The organism is Variovorax sp. PDC80, assembly GCF_900115375.1.
Classification (GTDB): Bacteria; Pseudomonadota; Gammaproteobacteria; order Burkholderiales; family Burkholderiaceae_C; genus Variovorax.
In genome coordinates, this window is record NZ_FOWG01000006.1 from 24492 (window position 1) to 42967 (window position 18476).

Annotated in this window: 17 protein-coding genes; 10 read left to right on the plus strand and 7 right to left on the minus strand. The window is 68.6% G+C overall.

Features of this window, described 5'->3' with window-relative positions:
• Positions 1-3: 3 nt before the first annotated feature.
• Positions 4-924, plus strand: a complete 921-nt coding sequence (locus tag BM109_RS18105) for a LysR family transcriptional regulator (protein ID WP_093345159.1) — start codon at positions 4-6, stop codon at positions 922-924.
• Here the strand turns inward: BM109_RS18105 and BM109_RS18110 are convergent.
• Positions 914-2887 (minus strand): lactonase family protein, encoded by a 1974-nt coding sequence (locus tag BM109_RS18110; protein ID WP_177239379.1) that lies wholly within the window; start codon positions 2885-2887, stop codon positions 914-916. The two genes, BM109_RS18105 and BM109_RS18110, sit on opposite strands and share 11 nt — an antisense overlap.
• Positions 2888-3351: 464 nt before the next feature.
• Here BM109_RS18110 and BM109_RS18115 point away from each other — a divergent pair, with 464 nt between their 5' ends.
• On the plus strand, positions 3352-5265 hold the full coding sequence (locus BM109_RS18115; RefSeq protein WP_143129192.1) for a hypothetical protein: 1914 nt from the start codon (positions 3352-3354) through the stop codon (positions 5263-5265).
• Positions 5266-5269: 4 nt separating this feature from the next.
• Here the strand turns inward: BM109_RS18115 and BM109_RS18120 are convergent, their stop codons facing one another.
• Positions 5270-6181 (minus strand): LysR family transcriptional regulator, encoded by a 912-nt coding sequence (locus BM109_RS18120; protein ID WP_093345166.1) that lies wholly within the window; start codon positions 6179-6181, stop codon positions 5270-5272.
• A gap of 113 nt (positions 6182-6294) precedes the next feature.
• Here BM109_RS18120 and BM109_RS18125 point away from each other — a divergent pair, with 113 nt between their 5' ends.
• Positions 6295-7281, plus strand: coding sequence for an AraC family transcriptional regulator (locus BM109_RS18125; protein ID WP_093345168.1), 987 nt, complete (start codon positions 6295-6297; stop codon positions 7279-7281).
• A 165-nt stretch (positions 7282-7446) separates the two neighbouring features.
• A complete protein-coding gene (locus BM109_RS18130; protein ID WP_143129193.1) occupies positions 7447-7656 on the plus strand; it encodes a hypothetical protein in 210 nt (69 codons plus the stop codon).
• A gap of 25 nt (positions 7657-7681) precedes the next feature.
• On the opposite strand, the gene BM109_RS18135 is transcribed toward BM109_RS18130, so the two are convergent.
• Positions 7682-7855 (minus strand): hypothetical protein, encoded by a 174-nt coding sequence (locus BM109_RS18135; RefSeq protein ID WP_256222638.1) that lies wholly within the window; start codon positions 7853-7855, stop codon positions 7682-7684.
• 120 nt (positions 7856-7975) lie between these two features.
• Complete coding sequence (locus tag BM109_RS18140; RefSeq protein WP_093345174.1) at positions 7976-8851, minus strand: LysR family transcriptional regulator; 876 nt, start codon at positions 8849-8851, stop codon at positions 7976-7978.
• A 124-nt stretch (positions 8852-8975) separates the two neighbouring features.
• Here BM109_RS18140 and BM109_RS18145 point away from each other — a divergent pair, with 124 nt between their 5' ends.
• Entirely contained in the window at positions 8976-9824 is an 849-nt protein-coding gene (locus tag BM109_RS18145) for an NAD(P)-dependent oxidoreductase (RefSeq protein WP_093345176.1), read from the plus strand.
• Positions 9825-9908: 84 nt separating this feature from the next.
• On the opposite strand, the gene BM109_RS18150 is transcribed toward BM109_RS18145, so the two are convergent.
• Genes BM109_RS18150 through BM109_RS18160 form a run of 3 tightly spaced genes read right to left on the minus strand, consistent with a single transcriptional unit; the run spans position 9909 to position 12718 of the window.
• A complete protein-coding gene (locus tag BM109_RS18150; protein ID WP_093345178.1) occupies positions 9909-10832 on the minus strand; it encodes a LysR family transcriptional regulator in 924 nt (307 codons plus the stop codon).
• A gap of 10 nt (positions 10833-10842) precedes the next feature.
• Positions 10843-11661, minus strand: coding sequence for an IclR family transcriptional regulator (locus BM109_RS18155; protein ID WP_093345181.1), 819 nt, complete (start codon positions 11659-11661; stop codon positions 10843-10845).
• A 43-nt stretch (positions 11662-11704) separates the two neighbouring features.
• Entirely contained in the window at positions 11705-12718 is a 1014-nt protein-coding gene (locus tag BM109_RS18160; protein ID WP_093345183.1) for a TRAP transporter substrate-binding protein, read from the minus strand.
• Positions 12719-12894: 176 nt separating this feature from the next.
• On the opposite strand from BM109_RS18160, the gene BM109_RS18165 reads away from it, so the two are divergent.
• From BM109_RS18165 to BM109_RS18185, 5 genes are all read left to right on the plus strand, one after another.
• Complete coding sequence (locus tag BM109_RS18165; protein ID WP_093345186.1) at positions 12895-13698, plus strand: SDR family NAD(P)-dependent oxidoreductase; 804 nt, start codon at positions 12895-12897, stop codon at positions 13696-13698.
• Positions 13699-13740: 42 nt separating this feature from the next.
• Positions 13741-14571 (plus strand): cupin domain-containing protein, encoded by an 831-nt coding sequence (locus tag BM109_RS18170; RefSeq protein ID WP_093345189.1) that lies wholly within the window; start codon positions 13741-13743, stop codon positions 14569-14571.
• Between the two features lie 61 nt (positions 14572-14632).
• Positions 14633-16546: a TRAP transporter large permease gene (locus BM109_RS18175; protein ID WP_093345191.1), complete on the plus strand. Its 1914-nt coding sequence runs from the start codon at positions 14633-14635 to the stop codon at positions 16544-16546.
• Positions 16547-16687: 141 nt separating this feature from the next.
• Positions 16688-17617 carry a 3,5-dioxohexanoate:acetyl-CoA acetone transferase gene (locus tag BM109_RS18180; protein WP_093345194.1) on the plus strand — a complete coding sequence of 310 codons (930 nt, stop codon included), beginning with the start codon at positions 16688-16690 and terminating at the stop codon, positions 17615-17617.
• A 74-nt stretch (positions 17618-17691) separates the two neighbouring features.
• Positions 17692-18441, plus strand: a complete 750-nt coding sequence (locus BM109_RS18185) for an SDR family oxidoreductase (protein WP_093345196.1) — start codon at positions 17692-17694, stop codon at positions 18439-18441.
• Positions 18442-18476 lie beyond the last annotated feature (35 nt).

The following is an 18476-nucleotide window of genomic DNA, read 5'->3' on the forward strand; positions in this document are numbered from 1 at the left end:
GCCATGGAGGACCTGCAGCAGCTCAAGGTCTTCGGCGAAGTCGTCGCCCGCAAGAGCTTCACGCGCGCGGCTGTCGCATTGGGCATCTCGAAGGCCAGCGTCACCAAGATCGTGGCCCAGCTCGAGAAGGGCGTGGGCGTGCGGCTGCTGAATCGTTCGACGCGTTCGGTCACGCCGACCGATGCCGGCCAGACGCTCGCGCGGCGGCTGGTGCCGCTGTTCGGCCTGCTGCAGGAGCTGAGCACCGAGTTGTCGGACTTCGCGGCGCATCCGCGCGGGCGGCTGCGGGTCGCGGCGCCGCACGGCCTGTCGCTGAGCCAGCTGGGTTGGCAGATCGAGGACTTCATCGCCGACCACCCCGACGTGCACGTGAGCATCCATCTGAGCAATCGCGACGACGATCTGGTGATGGGCGGCATCGATGTCGCCTTGCGCATCGGGCCCATCGAGGCCCGGGACGTCGTGGTGCGCAAGCTTCGGCCGGTGCCGCTGGTGCTCTGCGCGTCGCCGCGCTACTGGGCGCGCAGGGGCATGCCGTCGAAGCCCGAGGACCTGGCCCTGCACGACGTGCTGACCTATTCGCTGTGGGACGCCTCATCGCGGCTGCCCTTCCTGGTCGACGGCAAGACCCACTACGTGCCCGTGCGCAGCCGCCTCGATGCGGACGATGCCGCGCCGCTGATCGCGCTGGCGGTGAAAGGGCTCGGCGTCACCTGCGTGCCCGAGGTGCTGGCGCGCGCGCACCTGGGGTCGGGGGCCTTGGTGCCCGTGCTGAAAGATGCGATGCCGCAGACGATCTGGCTCTATGCGACCTACGCGCACCGCGACCACAAGAGCGCGGCGCTGCGGGCGTTCCTCGACTTCCTGACGTCGAGCGCCGGGGATTCGCCCGCGGCATCACTGCGCCAGACCCTCAGCGATTGAGCAGCACCATGGCCTTGATCGTCGGTGCGAGGGGAACGGTCGATGTGTGGGTGTAGCTGGCCGCGATGGGGTCGATGGTGCGGCGGTAGAGATTGGAAGAATCCACGAGATAGTTCACGCCCTCGCGCGAAGGATCGAAGGCCGTGGCGATGGGGCCGCGCAGCCCCCGGATCGCAAACGGGGCTCCCAGTGTGCCGGTGGTCGTGTCGGTGATCGCGCGCGTCTGCTGCACGTCGTTGGTCGTGTCGACCAGGCTGAGCATGCGTCCCCTTCCGTCGATGGCCAGGGAGGCCAATGTGGCTTCGAAGCTCTCCATGGCCAGGGTCAACGCCGTCTGCTTCAAGGCCCCCGTCGACGCGTCGATCGAGAAGGTACGCAGGAAGCCATCCGCAGCTAGAGCGTAGAGATAGGCGCCGGAGGGATGCACCGCGATCGACACGACGTCGGACACTCCCTGGTAGGCAACGTTGCCCAGCGTGCCGTCCGCCAGGATCGGCAGGGTCGCCAGGCCCCTGTCCTGGACATTGACGAAGACGAAGCGTCCCAGCGGGTCGACCGCCATCGACCATGCCGATGTGCCGTTGGAACCGATGGGCCGCAGCGCGAGCTGCTTGAGTGTCGTGGGGCTTGCCGGGGACACGGCATAGGTGCTCACCCATCCGGCGGAGCTGGCGGCGTAGAGGTACGCGCCGCCGGGGTGCATGCCCAGCGTCGGCGTTCCGACTTCCTGGACGGCGAAGCTGACCGAATCGGATACATCGCCTTCCTGGATCGCGTAGATCCTGCCACTGTCGCCGCTGCCGTAGACGTAGCGCCCTTTCGGATCGGCCACGAGCGATGTGAAGATGGTGGGCACGATCGACAACGCCTCCCCGCTCAGGTCCGCGCCGCTGTAGCGCGTGAGCGTGGAAAGGCTGCCGCCGAGCACGGAGGACACGTAGACGCTTTTCGTCGCGGGGGTGGCGCAGGCCACGCTCACATCGTCGACGTCCGCCGCGCCGGTCGTGCCGCTGCCCTGGCCGACGGTGCAGAACTGGGTGTACATGCGCGGCTGGGACTTCACCGTCACGGCATAGCTGCTTCCCTCCGCCACGTGGGTCGCGAACTGGCGCTTGCCATTGGCGTCGACGGCCAGGTCGTCGCCCGAGTTGTTCTGCAGCACCAGCCCTTGTCCATCGAGACCGCTCACGGTGACGTTCACCGCGCGGGTCCGGGTGGCGCAGGCCACCTGCACCGACGCCACGTCGTCCGCGCCGATGGTGCCGCTGCCCTGCGCCACCGAGCACAGCTGGGTGGGACCGCCGGGCTGCGTCTTCACGGTCACCGCATAGGCGGCGCCGCTGGCCACCGCCACGGGAAACACGAAGCCGCCGTTGGCCGCGACGGGCAGGTCGTCCGCCGCATTGTTCTGCAGCACCAGGCCCGTGCCGGCCAGTCCGATGACCGTGCCACCCACTGCGTAGGACCGGGTGGCGCACATCACCTTCACCCCCGTCACCGCCGTGTCGGCCACGGTGCCCATGCCCGCATTCACCGTGCAGACCTGGGAAGGCCCGCCGGGCTGGGATTGCACGGTCACCGCATAGGACGCGCCTCGCGCGAGCGCGGTGGCGAAGGTGAAGGTGAAGGCGCCATCGGCCGACACAGCAAGCGCATCGCCGCCGTTGTTCACCAGCACGAGCCCGCTGCCCTTCAACCCGGTGACGGTGCCGCCGATGGTGAGCGGCGAGGGCGTCTCCGGCGGTGGCGTTTCGGGCTGGGACGTGCTCGGCGGGGAGGGTTCCGCCGGCGTCGTCGTGGAGCCGATCGGCGGCAATGCGAACACGGCACCGCCATTGCCGCCTCCACCGCCGCCGCAGGCGGCCAGCAGCAGCACCAGCAGTGCGCAGCTCCTGCGTGCAACGGCCCGGAACGAGTCGGCGAAACGGATTGGCGAAATGGGGACGGGCGTGTGCTGCTGCATGAAGCGATGGGCCCGGTGGCACGACGTGGCGAGCCCGGGCATGGTCAGGAAAACGCGCGATGCTAGGGAGCTAGGCCTGGAGAACCAATCCCCGAAAACAGGTAAATCGAGGCGCCCACGGCGTTCTTCGCGAACGCTCGGCTCTGTTTTCGCGCGCGTGGGCTGTGGTCGATCCGCAGGGGCGCGCGAAGAATCTCTTCCTTCTTTTTCGCCCCGCGAGCGCGCCGGGGCGGAGCGTTCTTTCCCCCTCGATTGAGTCTATGCAACGATCTTTTTGCGTGCGGCGTTTCCTCTTCGCCGCGTTCCTGTGCCTTGCCGTGACGTTGGGCGCTTGCGGTGGCGGCGGCAGCGGCGGCAACGGTTTCTTTCCCGGCGGAATTCCATCGGGCGGCGATCCCTCGGGGGGCGGTGACGCGCCGCCACCGACCGAAGGCGAGGCCGCCAGCGTGGCCCGCCTGAATGCGATGGATCGTCTCGCGGACCAGTTCGAAACCATCACCGGCGGGCGGAAGAACGCCACGCCCGAGCAGTGGGAAGCGCTGCGCGCATGGACTGTCGCGCAAGCCGAGTTCGACGATGCCGGCGTCGGCGACGCGAGCCTCTGGGCCCGCTTCAAGGACGGGCGCTACTACCTGTTCTCCGACAACTGGCGCGTGCCGAAGAACCAGCCCGAACCGGAGCCCGCGCCCGACGAGGAGGACGCGGAACGCACCGGTCTGCGTTCCGCCGGCGCTCTCGCCGCGACCCCGGTGCCGTCGATCGTGCGCGCCATCCCGGGCAGCACGAAGGCCGTGCTGCTCGTCCATTCCGGCGCGCCCGCGCCCAATCCCAACGAATTCCGCTTCGGCGAGCCGCTGGTGCGTTCGATGAAGAAGGCGCTGACCGAGCGCGGCTACAGCGTGACGCGCCAGGCGATGACGGTGGCGAACGTCAAGGCCGTGGGCGATGTCGGCTTCCTGTACTTCAACTCGCACTCGGCCATGTACGGGCCCGGTGCGCAGAAGGAGTTCGCCGTGATGCTGGACGACTTCGCGACAGTGGTGAACGACGTGGTCCACCGCAAGGACCTCGAGGAAGGCAACCTCATCTACCACCGCGAGCGGACGATCTGGCAGGCGATGGGCAAGGGCAATCCGCCGAAGCTCTCGTTCACCGACAAGTTCGTGCGCCGCTATCTGAAGTTCGCGCCGAATGCGCTGGTCATCACCTACTCGTGCAACAGCGGCAATGCCGAGTCGGCGAACTTCCGCAGCGCATTGAAGGCGAGCGGCGCGGGTTCGATCGTGGGCTGGGACGGCAGCTCCAATCCCAACGGCTATCCCGCCATCGGCCTGCTCGTCGACCGCATGGCCGGCGTCAACCAGTACGAGCCCGTGTCCGTGCCGAACCGCTCCTTCGTCTTCAAGGACGTGATGGCCTATCTGCAGAAGCGCGGCCTGCTGTCGGCACCCGGCGTGGAGGACGACGACGGCCACATCACGCCCGATGCCTTCATCCGTGTCGATGGCGATCTCTTCACGAAGCTGGCGCCGGTGATCACGCACCTCGAGATGAAGGCCGGCAACCTGCTGGTGGTGCACGGCGATTTCGGCGACGAACCGGGCACGGTGAGCGTGGGCGGTGTGCCGGTCAACGCGACGTGGGCACCGACGCAGATCAAGGCGGTGCTGGGCAACGCGACGCACGGCGCGGTCGTGGTGACGGCCAGGGAGCTGCGCAGCAATCCGCGCCAGCTCGGCTCCTGGCAGGGCCGCGTCACCTACCAGAGCAAGCGGGTCGACAAGAGCTGCGCGGGCGCCACCTTCCTGGCCGACGTGAACGTCGACCTGCACCTGCGCGCCGACATGCAGGCGCGGCGCGAGGAGGTCGATGGCCCGTTGAAGAACAACAACCTCGTGATCGTTCCCGCCGACGACACCCAGGGTCAGTGGGCGGCGAGCGGCAGGTGCGTGCAGGGCGACGAGGTCGTGCTGGCGCACTCGGGATCGGGCGCGCTCGCGATGCGGCCCTTCGTCGACTTCGACGTGCTGAAGCCCTTCTCGGATGCGGTCTATGCCCGCCTCGACGCGGTGCAGAAGCGCCTGCACATCGCGGGCACCTTCGGCAAGTCGAAGATGACCCTGCAGGACAGGGACCGGGTCACGCAGAGCGAACTGCAGGTCTGGTTGCAGCTCTCGGACTATTTCTATGACGGCAGCCCCAACTGGCCGCACGAAGAGCGCTTCCCCTATGCCTCCTACATCGCGCTCGACCCCCGGCTCGATGCCGCCGCGGGCGTGACCGACAGGCAGGAACCGTCGAACAACGGGATGAGCCTCAAGTTCCAGTGGGGCGCGATGCAGGTCTCGCCGGCCTTCGACGACAAGGTGGGCAACTGAGGCATCACCGAGATGCCGGCCGCGCGGCTCGCAGCATGTCGGTCGCCATGGCCGCCAGGATGTCGTGGTATTCCTGGGCGAGGCGCAGGGACGTCAACAGCACGAGCGGAACCATGATCCGCTCGCGCAGAGGCCGGGGTTGCACGCCGGCATAGCGGTGCAGCGAGAACGGCGCGGGCAGGCAGGTGCATCCGCGTCCCGATCCGATCTGCGCGAACACGTGCAGTGCATCGGGGCCTCCCGCCTCCTGCGAGGGGACGAAGCCATGCGAGGCGTATTGCCGCGTGAACTCGTCGTACATGCGCGAGTTCTCGGCGCGAGCGAAGCGAAAGAAGGGCGGCAGCGCCTGCAGTTCGCGCACGGGGATGGCGCGCTTGCGCGCGAGCGCCGACGTGGCGGGCACGAAGGCCATCAGGGGCACCTCGCCGACCAGGTCGCCGCGCAGGCGATGCATCGAGGCAGGCCAGAGAACGATGGCGGCGTCCAGGTCGTTCTTGCGCAGCGCCGACATCGCGGCGATGGTCGTCGTGGTGCGCGCGTCCACACCGCTGGCATGGCCGCCCTCGACCAGGCTGTGTTCCATGGCCGCGAGGCCGTCCAGTTGCACCCAGTTCAGCACGCCCAGCCGCAGGCGCGGCAGTTGATGGGAGGCCTGCGCCACGTCCGCGACCGCCGCGTCGAACTCTCCCATGAGCGAGGAGAAGCGGCGCAGCGCCACTTCGCCCACCGGCGTCAGCCGCACGCCATGCGTGTTGCGGTCGAAGAGGCGAACGCCGAGTGCCGTTTCCAGCTCCGCGATCTGGCGCGACAAGGGCGGCTGCGTGATGGACAGCCGCTCGGCGGCGCGCCGGAAGCTGCGCTCCTGCGCCACGGCGAGAAAGCACTGGAGCTGCCGCACGCTGATGGGCCTGGTCATTCAAAAACGGTATCACAAAAATCGAAATTCCCTGGCGCCGTGCGCTTTCATAGAGTGCGGATGCCCGAAGCGGCGATGGGCATCCATTTCATTGCAACGACGACCACTCCCCGATGAACCAGCAACCCTTGCGGCAGGCTGCCGCGAGCTATCACGCATGCGTCGAGTCCTGGCGCTTCGACCCGATCCTTCACTTCCAGGCTCGCCTGGGGACAGGCTTCGCGGTCGGCATCGAGGGCCGCCGGCGCGCGCCGCTGTACGCCTTTGCAGGCCGGCCCTGCCAGTTCCGCATGCAGGGTGGGGCGCCGCTCCAGGTGGAACATGGCGACCTGCTGTTTCTTCCCCGCGGCGGAGCCCACCGCCTGTTCGACACGCCACATGCGGCGCCATTGCCCTTCGCTTCCATCGTCGCGCATCGATCCGCGCGCGAAGGCCTGACCTACGCCGTCGACCTGGAGGCCGCCACTGGCGGCACGGCCCGCGAGGATCGGGAGCCGGCCACGGTGGTCAGCGGCAGCTTCTTCTGGAGCGAACGCCTGCAGGCGGAACCGCTGCTGGCGCGGCTGCCCGAAGTGGTCCATCTGCGGCGGCGCAACGATGAATTGCCCTGGCTCGCGCCGATGATCGACCTGCTGCATTGGCTGTCCAACGTCCCCGAAGGCGGCCGTGGCGTGGGCATGACGGAAGCCGTCAATGCGCTGATCCGGCACGTCGTGCTCCAGCAACTGGGCCATGAGCACCATGAGCGCCACGACGAACCCGCACCGGCCGCAGCGCGCAGCGACGCCCGGCTGCTTCCCGCCCTGCATGCCATACACACACGGCCGGAGCAGCAATGGACGATGGAATCGCTCGCCGGCCTGTGCCACATGGCGAGGACCACCTTCGCGACCCGGTTCCAGCAACACACCGGCGTTCCGCCCATGGGCTACCTCGCCCGCTGGCGCGTGCAATCGGCGGCACGCCTGCTGCGCGAGCAGCGGATGTCGCTCGACGAAGCGGCCGACCGGGTCGGGTATTCGACGGGCGCGATCCTGGCGCGTGCGTACAAGCGCGTGCTGGGGACCTCGCCGCGCGCTCGCGCGCAATCGCCGCGCTGAAGCCGTAGCGGGTGAGTCGAGCGGCGCAAGCGCGCCGGCGCATCCTCCTTTTGGAGGAGTCGAAACCGCAAGTCCGCGGAGGAGATCCCGCGTGTAGCGCTTTAGCATTGCGAGGCAGTCGACGTGCGCTCGCACGCCGCGCGCACGAATGCAAAGGAGACCACGATGGCGCGATTCGACGAGGATCTCTACGCTGCATGGGCTGCGTCCGAGACCGCCCTTCACGACACCTTGCGCGAGCTCGGCCCCGAGGCCCCGCTGAGCGCGCTCAACGAGCTGGCCGAACTCAAGCTCGAGGCGAATCGGCGGTTCATGGACCTGTGGACTTCAGGCGCCGCGACCCCTTCGACGCCGGGCGGCGCGGCTCCCGGATAGTCCATTCGAGCCGAGGTTCAGCGGACTAGCGCGCGACCAGGTCGCGCCGCAGGCTCCAGATGCAGGCGCCCAGCTTGAGCAGGCGCTCCACCTTTCGATCGTAGGAATCCCAGGCCGGGTTCTCTTCGGCGACGAGCTCCGCGATGAACTCGAACGCATCGGAGGGGTTGAGGGCCAGTCCATCCCTCGCCATTGCCATGGAAGTGGCCAGAACATCAGTCTTTTTCATTACCTGAATTACGCCGAGCACCTCGGACCTGGATGTGTCCAGTTCGCAGGCACGCCTGCGAAGTGTGAAAAAGTCCACAACACTGGCGCTTCAGGGCCTCGAGGCGTCGAATGAGGCGTTGGCGAGGTGCGCGGTGGCGAGGTCCACGAAGGCGCGCAGGCGTTGCAGCCGCCTGAGATCGCGGTGGTAGCCCACCCAGATGTCCCGGTGCGGCGGGTCGTCGCCCAGGTCCAGCCGGCGGATGGCGCTGTTCTGGTCTCCGACGGGGCGCGGCAGCACGGCGATGCCGATGCCTCTCGCGCACATCTGCGCCTGGACATTGCGGTTGTTCGACTGCAGCACGACGCTGGCATTCGGGAAGCACTTCTTGAGCCAGTCGATGTCGGGAAATGCACCGGTGGACGTGTCCATCGCGATCAGCCGGCTGCCCGTGCCGTCGCCCTCGACCGGGTCGGTGCCGGCGATCGCCACGTAGGCACCGTATCGCATCCGAAGCAGCCGCTTTTGCACGATGTCCAGCCCCTCGAAGGGGACGATGCGGAAAGCGACATCGGCCTCGCGCTGCGCCAGGTCGAACAGGCGCGTTCCCGTGAGGACCTCGATGTCGACGCGGGGATATTCACGCGAGTACTCGGCGACCACCGGCGGCAGGACGTAGGCGCCGAACCAGTCGGCCGACGACACCCGCAGCGTTCCGTCCAGCGTGCGTTGCTTGCCGTCCAGCTGCCGCGCCATGGTCAGCGCGCTGTCTTCCATCTGCTCCGCGAGCGGCAGGATCGCCGTGCCTTCCTCGGTCAGCACGAAACCGTCGGTCGTGCGCTGGAAGAGCATCTGCCCTGTAGCCTCCTCCAGCGCGCGAAGCCGCCGCCCGACCGTCGGATGGCTCAGGTGCAGCAGGCGCGCGGCCGCGCCGAGCGTGCCTGTGCGCGCGACCGCGAGGAAGATTCTGACGTCGCTCCATTCCATGTCCGGCACCCACAAAAATGAACGGCTGTCGTTCATCATATTCAGTTGCCGAACGATGATGAACTCCCGGAGACTACACGCCGTCGCGAGCTGCAGCCTGCTTGCGAGCCGTCAGGAGAGTCACATGGAAATCGGAATCGTCGGCCTCGGGGCCATGGGCCGCGAAATAGCGCGCAACCTGGTCGTCGCGGGCCATTCGGTGAGCGCCTGGAATCGCTCGGGCGGGCATGTCGACGGGGTGCGAATGGTCGAGACGCCGGCGCAGGCCTTGCAGGCGGACCTGACCCTGACGATGCTCTCCGACGATGCGGCGATCCGCGGCGTCCTGCTGGACGCCGATCTGCTGTCCGGGGCTCGGCCCGGGCTGGTGCATGTGGTCGCATCGACGATCTCCGTGGCGTTCGCGCGAGAGCTGGTCGAACACCATCGCAAGGCGGGAATCGCCTTCGTGGCCGCGCCCGTGCTGGGCCGCCCGGACGTCGCCGCGAAGGGCGAACTCAACGTGCTCGCCGCCGGCGCGCCCGCCGCGCTGGAAAAAGCGAGGCCGGCGCTGGAAGCGATCGGCAAGCGGATCTGGGACATGGGGGAGGAACCGCCCACGGCCTATGCGGCCAAGATCGCCTGCAACATGATGATCACGATGGCCATCGAGGCGATGGCGGAGGCCGTGGTTCTCACCGAGACGAACGGACTCGCGCGGGAGCGCTTCTTCGAACTGATCCTGGGGACGCTGTTCGGCTGTCGTCCCTACCAGACCTACTCGGGCAATATCGTCCGGAACGAGTACCCGCCGGGCTTCAAGGCAAGCCTTGGCCTCAAGGACCTTCGCCTGGCCAGGGAAGCCGCGGCAGGTGCCGCGCGTGCACTGCCGATGCTCGATGCCGTCCATGGCCGCATGCGGCAAGCCGTGGATGCGGGCCTTGGCGATCGCGATTGGTCGGTCATGGCCCAAGTCACGCTGGCGCAGGACTGATGCCGATCCAGGTTCGGCGAACCATCTCGGCGCTCCCTGTCCAATTTTGTGGAGACGTCGCCCGCCAGACCATGCCGGCCGCCGCTACTGCTGCCCGGTCAACCAGAGCCCCGATTCGATCTGCGACCTCGCGGTGCCGATCAGCAGCTCGCGCATGCGCTCCGCGGCCGTCGACAGCGACTGGGTGCGTGCGCGGATCAGCGTCCACGCGACCTGCATGCCCGCGATCGGCGCGGCCGAGATCTGCTTGCGCAGCAGCGCCTGGTAGCAGCCCGAGTAGGGCAGGGCCGTGTAGCCGAGGCCCGCTTCCACGGAACCCAGCAGTCCGCGCGAGGAGTTGGTCTCCATCACGATGTCCAGCGGCAGCCGGGCCTTGGCGGCCGCGGCCTCGATCATCAGCCGCAGGCTGTTGGGTCGGCTGGTCAGCACCAGCGGCAGCGAGGCAAGCAACGACAGCTCGACCGGGGCCTTCATCGCGAGCTTCGCCTCCGGCGGGCCGACGAGGCACAGCGCCTCGGTCACGAAGGGCTCGTTCTCGAGCGAGGCCAGCGGCTCGATGTTGGTCACGACCGCGAGGTCGGCGTTGCCGGCCTGCACCATCGACCAGGCATTCATGACCGCGCTCATGGCCTCGAACATCCGCAGCGACACCTTCGGATAGGTCCGGTGGTACTCGCGCACCGCGGGCATGGTCACGAGGTGGAAGAGCGAGGGCGGCATGGCGACGGTCACGGTGCCGCTGGGCTCGTTGAACGCGTCGCGCATGTCCTGGCTCAGCGAATCGAAGTCGCGCAGCAGCGATGTGGCCTTGGCCTTGAGCAGGCGGCCCGCGTCCGTCAGCGTCACGCCGCGCTCGGAACGGTTGAACAGCGTCACCCCCAGTTCGTCCTCGAGTTGCTGCATCTGGCGCGACAAGGCAGGTTGCGCGATGTAGAGCACCGTCGCCGCCTGGGTCAGGCTGCCGATCTCGGCGATCTGCAGGAAATACTGGAGGCTCTTGATCTTCATGGGCGACGCGTCAGTCCCGCGAAGCCAGCCTGGCGATCTCGGCCGCGGCCTTGCGTGCGAAGGCCACCACCTCGGCCCGCCTCTCGGGGGCCAGCCGCTCGGGCACCGCCGCCACGCTCACCGCGCCGATGGGGATGCCCAATTCGGTCACGATCGGGATGCCTATCGCATTCATGCCGGGCATGACCTTGCCGTCGCTCAGGAAGAAGGTGGAAGAGGCCACGCCGGCGGCGCGCGTGGCCTGCACCTTCTCGCGCAGCCGATCGACCGAGATCTCGGGCGCGTAGGGCACGTAGCGCGAGACGTTGGAACGCAGCACCTCGTCGACGTCGGCATCGGACATCGCGCTGAGGATCGCGAGGCTGCCCGCGCCGACGCCCATCGGCCGGCGATCGCCCACCGACATCGTGAGCGTGCGGATCGGGTACTCGCCTTCGTAGCGCGCGATGCACAGCGAGTCCCTGCCGTCGGGGATCGACAGGAACACCGTGTCCTGCGTCTCGTCGGTCAGGCGCGCGAGCGCATCGACGCTCGCGCGGCGCAGGTTGAGGCGCTGTCCGGCCAGTGCGCCGAGGCTGAAGAGCTCGAGCCCGAGGTAGTAGCGGCGCGTCGTCTCGTTCTGCGACAGCAGCCTCTGCTCGATCAGGGCGGCCAGCAGGCGCCGCACGGTCGGCTTGCTGAGGCCCTGGTCGCTCACCAGGTCGGTGAGGCGCGCGCCCGCGTCGCCGCAGGCGGCCACGGCCTGCAGCAGGCGCACCGCGCGCTCCACCGCCTGGGTGCCGGTGCGCGATTCAGTCAGTTCGGTCTCCTCGATGGGCGCGGTACTCATGCGGCAAAGGATACGACAGAGTCATTGGCGTTCTCGCGCGTGCTCAGCTCAGCTTGCCCGTCGATTTCTCGAGCGCCGCCCAGGCTTCCTCGCCGAAGTTCTTCTTCCAGGTCTCGTAGAAACCTGCACCGCGCAGCGCATCGCGGAACGGCGCGACATCGGGCTCGTTGAACTTCAGCCCCTTGCCCGCGAGATCGGCGCGCACGCTGTTGTTGAGCTGCGCGAGGTCGGCGCGCTCCGCCATGGCGGCTTCGTTGATGTGCCTGGCGACGATGGGACGCAGCGATTCGGGCAGCCGTTCCCAGGCGCGGCGGTTGGCGAGGAACCAGAAGCCGTCCCAGGCATGGTTGGTGATCGAGCAGAACTTCTGCACCTCGTAGAACTTGGCGGTCGATAGGATCGACAGCGGGTTCTCCTGCGCGTCGACGATCTTCGTCTGCAGCGCCGAGTACAGCTCGTTGAAGTTGATCGGCGTGGTGGCCGCATCCAGGCTCTTGAACAGCGAGATGAAGATCGGCGCCGAGGCGAGACGGATCTTCAGTCCCTTGAGGTCGGCCGGCTTGTCGATCGGGCGCGTGCTGGTCGTGATCTGGCGAAAGCCGCTGTCCCAGATCTTGTCCATGGCCACGAGGTTGGACTTGGCGATCTGGCCGCGCACGTAGGTGCCGAGGCTGCCGTCCATCGCCGACCAGACCGCGTCGTAGTTGGGAAAGGCGAAGCCCAGGCCGCTGATCGATGCGGCGGGCACCAGGGTCGCGAGGATCAGGCCCGACAGCGTCATGAACTCGATCGCGCCCGAGCGCACCTGGCTGAGCATGTCCGTGTCCGAGCCGAGCTGCCCGTTCGGGAACACCTGCAGCTCCACGCGCCCGCCGGTGTCGGCCTTGATGCGAGCCGCCGCCTCGTTCGCGCGGACGTTGAGCGGATGTGCCAGCGGCAGGTTGTTGGCGAACTTGCAGGTGAACTCCGGCGCTGCCTGGGCCGGCAGCGACACCAGCGTGGCGCCGGCGGTCGCGGCGCCGCCGATCAGCAGCGTTCTGCGTGTCATCGAACTCATGTCTGTCTCCTGTTGGGGGTGGGTCGTTGTGTGGTGCGCCTTGGCACTCTTCAATGGTCCACAAAATGGACCTATGGTTTGCACGAATCTGCAGCGCGATTTCATTCTAGATAATGCTTTCATTACGGCGAGACGGGAGAATCCCGAACAAGCCAGTCCCAAAGTAGGTACACATAATGGACCATCAATCGAAAACCAAAGGCGCCACGCTCGTGACCGGCGGGGCTTCCGGCATCGGCCTGGCCACCGTCGAGCTGCTGTGGCGACGCGGGCAGCGCGTGGTCGTGGCCGATGCCAACGCTCGGGCCATCGATGCGCTGCGCGACCGCGCGGACCTGCCGCTGGACCTCGCCTGCCTCATGCCCTGCGACGTCACCGACGAGGCCGAGGTCGAGCGCATGTTCGAACGCGCGCAGGCGCGCTTCGGCCGCATCGCGGGCCTGGTGCAGTCGGCCGGCATCGGCGCGGAGATTCCCTTCCTCGACACGCCCACGCGCACCTTCCGCCAGGTGCTGGAGGTCAACCTGGTCGGCGCCTTCGTCGTCGCGCGCACCGCGGCGCGCCGGATGGCCGCGCAGGGCGGCGGCGCCATCGTCAACATCGCCTCGGCCTCGGGCCTGGTGGGCAACGCGGGGCGCAGCGCCTACGGCGCCTCCAAGGGCGGGCTCGTCACGCTGACCAAGGTGATGGCCGTCGAGCTGGCCGAGGCCGCGATCCGCGTGAACGCGGTCGCGCCGGGCGCGATCGAGACACCGCTGGTGGCCACCATGCATTCGCCCGCCACGCGCGCCTCGCTGCTCGAGCGCATTCCCCAGCGGCGCTACGGCACGCCCCATCAGGTGGCGAGCGTCATCGCCACCCTGCTCGACGACGAGCTCAGCGGCTACTGCACCGGCCAGGTCATCGCCATCGACGGCGGCATGACGGCCGCCGGGCTGCTGGCCGCCGCGCGCCTGCGAGAGGCCTCCGAGGCCTCCTGATTCCGACTTTCCATCCACTCCATCCCATAAAGGAAACCCACCATGCTGCCCTCCTCGAACACCGCCGTCGCCGAACGTCCGGCGCGACTGCGCGATGCCACGATCCACATCCACGACGTCGCTGCCGCGCCCTGGGTCGAAGCCGGCAAGCCGGGCCTGCACCAGAAGCTCGTGCGCGGCAACGAAGGCCAGGGCGAGTTCCTGGGCCTGCTGGGCTTCGATGCGCTGGTGGCCAGCGGCCTGCACCAGCACACCGGCGTCACCAGCAGCTACATGCTCGGCGGCTCGCTGACCGACCACTGGGACACCTACAAGGAAGGCGTCACCGGCATCAACCTCGAGGGCTCGACGCACGACGCCATGTGCTACTGCAAGACCTCGATGGTCAACCGCCTCGAGGCGCCGGTGCTCTATCCGCAGGACTTCTCGCTGCACACGCTGCACCATGGTTCGCGCCATGGCGACTTCGGCAATCCCGCGCCCGAACTCACGCCCACGCTGAGCATCGAGGTGGCGCGCGTGCAGGCGGTGCCGACCGCCGCGGCCGGTGTCACCCGCCGCATGATCTTCGACTACGGGCGTCCCGCGCAGCACGGCCGCCCCGGCGCCGCGGTGAACCATCGCCACGTCTGCCTCACGATGCTGCCGCGCTCGCGCGTGCCGGTCTTCAAGACCTCGGCGCTGACCGAGTTCTTCGTGCTGGGCGGCGAGATGACGATCGATGGCCGGCGCGCCGGCCCCGCCAACTTCGTGATCGTGGAGCCCGGCACCGAGGTCGCCATCGGCTCGGAGTTCGGCTGCACGCTGCTGGCCTGGGCCGACGGGCCCACCGCCTGGAGCGATCTCGAGGCCCCCGACCTGTTCGGGTTCTGATCCCGGCGCGGCGACCGCACCCGGGCCCCACGTCCTTCCCAAGAAAAAGATCGGCAGTGCCATGAACACCAACTCCCTGCATGCGGCCGCCGTGGATCCGCCGGCACAACGGTCGCACGCTTCCGAGGCCGCGGACTCGGGCTTGCTCCAGCGGGCGACCCGTACCGCGGTGCGCATCGTCGAGGTGCTGGCCTGCGTCCTCGTGGCCGCGGAGATCGTGCTGCTGCTGTGCGGCGTCGTGTCGCGCTACGTGTTCCGCCAGCCGCTGACCTGGTCGGACGAGCTGGCCTCGATCCTCTTCCTGTGGCTGGCGATGCTGGGTGCGGTGCTGGCCTTCTGCCGCGGCGAGCACATGCGCATGGCGGCGCTCGTCAACGGGCTCGACGAGCCGAAGCGGCGCTTCTTCGCGACGCTCGCCGTGATGGTCTGCGTGGCCGTGTTGCTGGCGCTGGCCTGGCCCGCGATCGAGTACGCGCAGGACGAGGCCTTCATCAGCACACCGACCCTGCACCTGCCGAACATCTGGCGCGCGGCCGCCATGCCGGCGGGGCTGGTGCTGATGCTGGCCTTCGCGCTGCTCACCCTGCTGCGGCGCGAACGCCTGGCACATGTGGCGGGGGCGGTCGTGCTGCTGGCGGCCATCGCGGCGGCGCTGTGGCTGCTGCGCCCGTGGCTGATGGAGATCGGCAACTACCGGCTGCTGGTGTTCTTCGTGCTGCTGGTCGGCGCGGGCGTGTTCGCGGGCGCGCCGATCGGCTTCGTGTTCGCGCTGGCCACCGTGGCCTTCCTGGCGGTCACCACTTCCACGCCGTTGAGCGTGGTGGTCTCGCGCATGGACGAGGGCATGAGCCACCTGATCCTGCTGTCGGTGCCGTTGTTCGTGTTCCTGGGCCTCCTGATCGAGGCCACGGGCATCGCGCGCAGCCTGGTGTCGTTCCTGGCCGCGCTGATCGGCCACGTGCGCGGCGGCCTCTCGTACGTGCTGCTCGGCGCGATGTTCCTGGTGTCGGGCATCTCGGGCTCGAAGGCGGCCGACATGGCGGCCATCGCGCCCGGGCTCTTCCCGGAAATGAAGAAGCGCGGCGTGGACGAGGGCGACCTGGTCGCGCTGCTGTCGTCCTCGGGCGCGATGTCCGAGACCATTCCGCCCAGCCTGGTGCTGATCACCATCGGCTCGGCCACGGGCGTCTCGATCGCCGCGCTGTTCACCGGCGGCATCCTGCCCGCGGTGGTGATGGCGCTCGCGCTGGCCGTGGTGGTGGGGTTCCATTGCCGCAACGACATCGTCGATGCCGCGCCGGGCCTGCTGCGCTCGGCCGCCTATTGGCGCACGGTGCGCCGCACGCTGCTGCTCGCGTTGCCGGGGCTCGCGCTGCCGTTCCTGATCCGTGCCGCCGTGGTCGAGGGCGTGACCACCGCCACCGAAGTCTCCACCGTGGGCATCGTCTATGCACTCGTGGCGGGTTGGGTGATCAACAAGGGCCTGCCCTGGCGCCGCCTCGGCGCGATGCTGGCCGAGACCGCCGCGCTGTCGGGCGCGATCCTGCTGATCATCGGTGCCGCCACGGCCATGGCCTGGGCATTGACCCAGTCGGGCTTCTCGCGCGACCTGGTGGCGGCGCTCGCCGGCGTGCCGGGCGGGCACTACACCTTCCTGGCGCTGTCGATCGTCGCGTTCGTGCTGCTGGGCTCGGTGCTCGAGGGCATTCCCGCGATCGTGCTGTTCGGGCCGCTGATGTTCCCGATCGCCAAGGAGATCGGCGTGCACGAGGTGCACTACGCGATGGTCGTGGTGCTGGCGATGGGCATCGGCCTGTTCATGCCGCCGTTCGGCGTGGGCTACTACACGGCCTGCGCCATCGGCCGCATTTCGCCGGACCGCGGCATGAAGGCCATCCTGCCGTACATGGGCGCGCTGCTGGCCGGGCTGCTGCTGATCGCGCTCGTGCCCTGGATCTCGATCGGCTTCCTGTAGCGCTCCGGGATCGCGCGGGCGTTCCGGCATGGCGACCATGCCGAGACGGTATTTCCGCCGCGCCACACCCGCCGATACGCTTGTCCCCATGAGCAGAACCAAGGAGACGAGCCAGATGATTCGCACACCGGGAGCGTCGGCATGAGCCGCCGCAAAGTCATCATCACCTGCGCGGTGACGGGCGCGATCCACACGCCCTCGATGTCGCCGCATCTTCCGATCACGCCCGAGGAGATCACGCGCGAGGCCCTGGCCGCGGCGCGGGCCGGCGCCGCGATCCTGCACCTGCATGCGCGCAATCCCGAGACCGGCAAGCCCGACCAGACGCCCGAGGCCTTCGAGCGCTTCCTGAGCGCGATCAACCGCCAGACCGACGCGGTGATCAACATCACCTCGGGCGGCAGTCCCTACATGTTGGTCGAGGAGCGCGTGAAGCCCGCGCTCACCTTCAAGCCGGAGCTGGCCTCGCTCAACATGGGGTCGACCAACTTCGGGCTGTTCCACCTGCTCGATCGCTACACGAAGTTCCGCTTCGACTGGGAGCCGGTTCACCTGGAGGCCACGCGCGACCTGGTGTTCCGCAACACCTTCAAGGACATCGAGTACATCCTGCAGACCTGCGCGAACAACGGCACCCGCTTCGAGTTCGAGTGCTACGACATCTCGCACCTCTACAACCTCAAGCACTTCCTGGACCGCGGCCTGGTCAAGCCGCCGCTGATGATCCAGTCCGTGTTCGGCATCCTGGGCGGCATCGGCAGCCATCCCGAGGATGTCGTCCACATGCGCCGCACCGCTGACCGGCTGTTCGGCGACCAGTACCAGTGGTCGGTACTCGGCGCGGGCGCCGCGCAGATGCGCATCGCCGCGATGTCGGTCGCGATGGGCGGGCACATCCGCGTCGGCCTCGAGGACTCGCTCTGGGCCGGCCCCGGCCGGCTGGCCACGTCGAATGCCGAGCAGGTGCGCCTGGCCTGCGAACTGGTGCAGGGCCTGGGCCTTGAGGTCGCGACGCCCGACGAGGCGCGCGAGATGCTCGCGCTCAAGGGCCGCCAGAGCGTCTCGTTCTGACAGCGGCGGCGCGGCCCGCGGCGCGCCGGATCTCTTTTCTTTTCTTTCTTCATCCGTCGAACGGAGGATCGTTCATGAGCAAGGTCATGGTCGTGACCGGGGCGAGCCGCGGCATCGGTGCCGCCATCGCGCTACGGGCAGCCCGCGAGGGCTGGCAGGTATGCATCAACTACCGCAGCGCGCACGAACAGGCGCGTGCCCTGGTGCGGCGCATCGAGGAGGACGGCGGGCGCGCCGTCGCGATCGCCGCGGACGTCTCGCGAAACGCCGAGGCCGCGCGGCTGTTCCGCGAGGTCGATGCGCTGCTCGGGCCCGTCTCGGCGCTCGTCAACAACGCGGGCATCGTCGGCGGCCAGCGCGCGCTCGAGGCGATCGACGAGGCGCTGCTGTCCGAGGTCTTCGCGACCAACGTCTTCAGCGTCTTCCATTGCAGCCGCGAGGCGGTGCGCCGCATGTCGACGCGGCACGGGGGCACGGGCGGCGTCATCGTCAACATGTCCTCGGCCGCCGCGCGCCATGGCGGCCTGCCCGACGAGAGCTTCTATGCCGCGAGCAAGGGCGCGGTCGACAGCCTCACGGTCGCGCTCGCGAAACAGCATGGCCGCGACGGCGTGCGCATCAACGCGCTGCGCCCCGGCCTGATCGAGACCGAGATCCACGAGGCGCACGGCGGCGCCGCCGCGGTCGCCGCGCTGGCCGCGGGCGTGCCGCTGGCGGGCCGGGCCGGCTCGGCCGACGAGGTCGCGCAGGCCGCGCTGTGGCTGGCCGGCGACGCCTCGAGCTACGTGCACGGCGCGCTGGTCGACGTCTCCGGCGGCCGCTGAAGCCCACGCATTCCATTCAACGAGAAGCAGAGCAA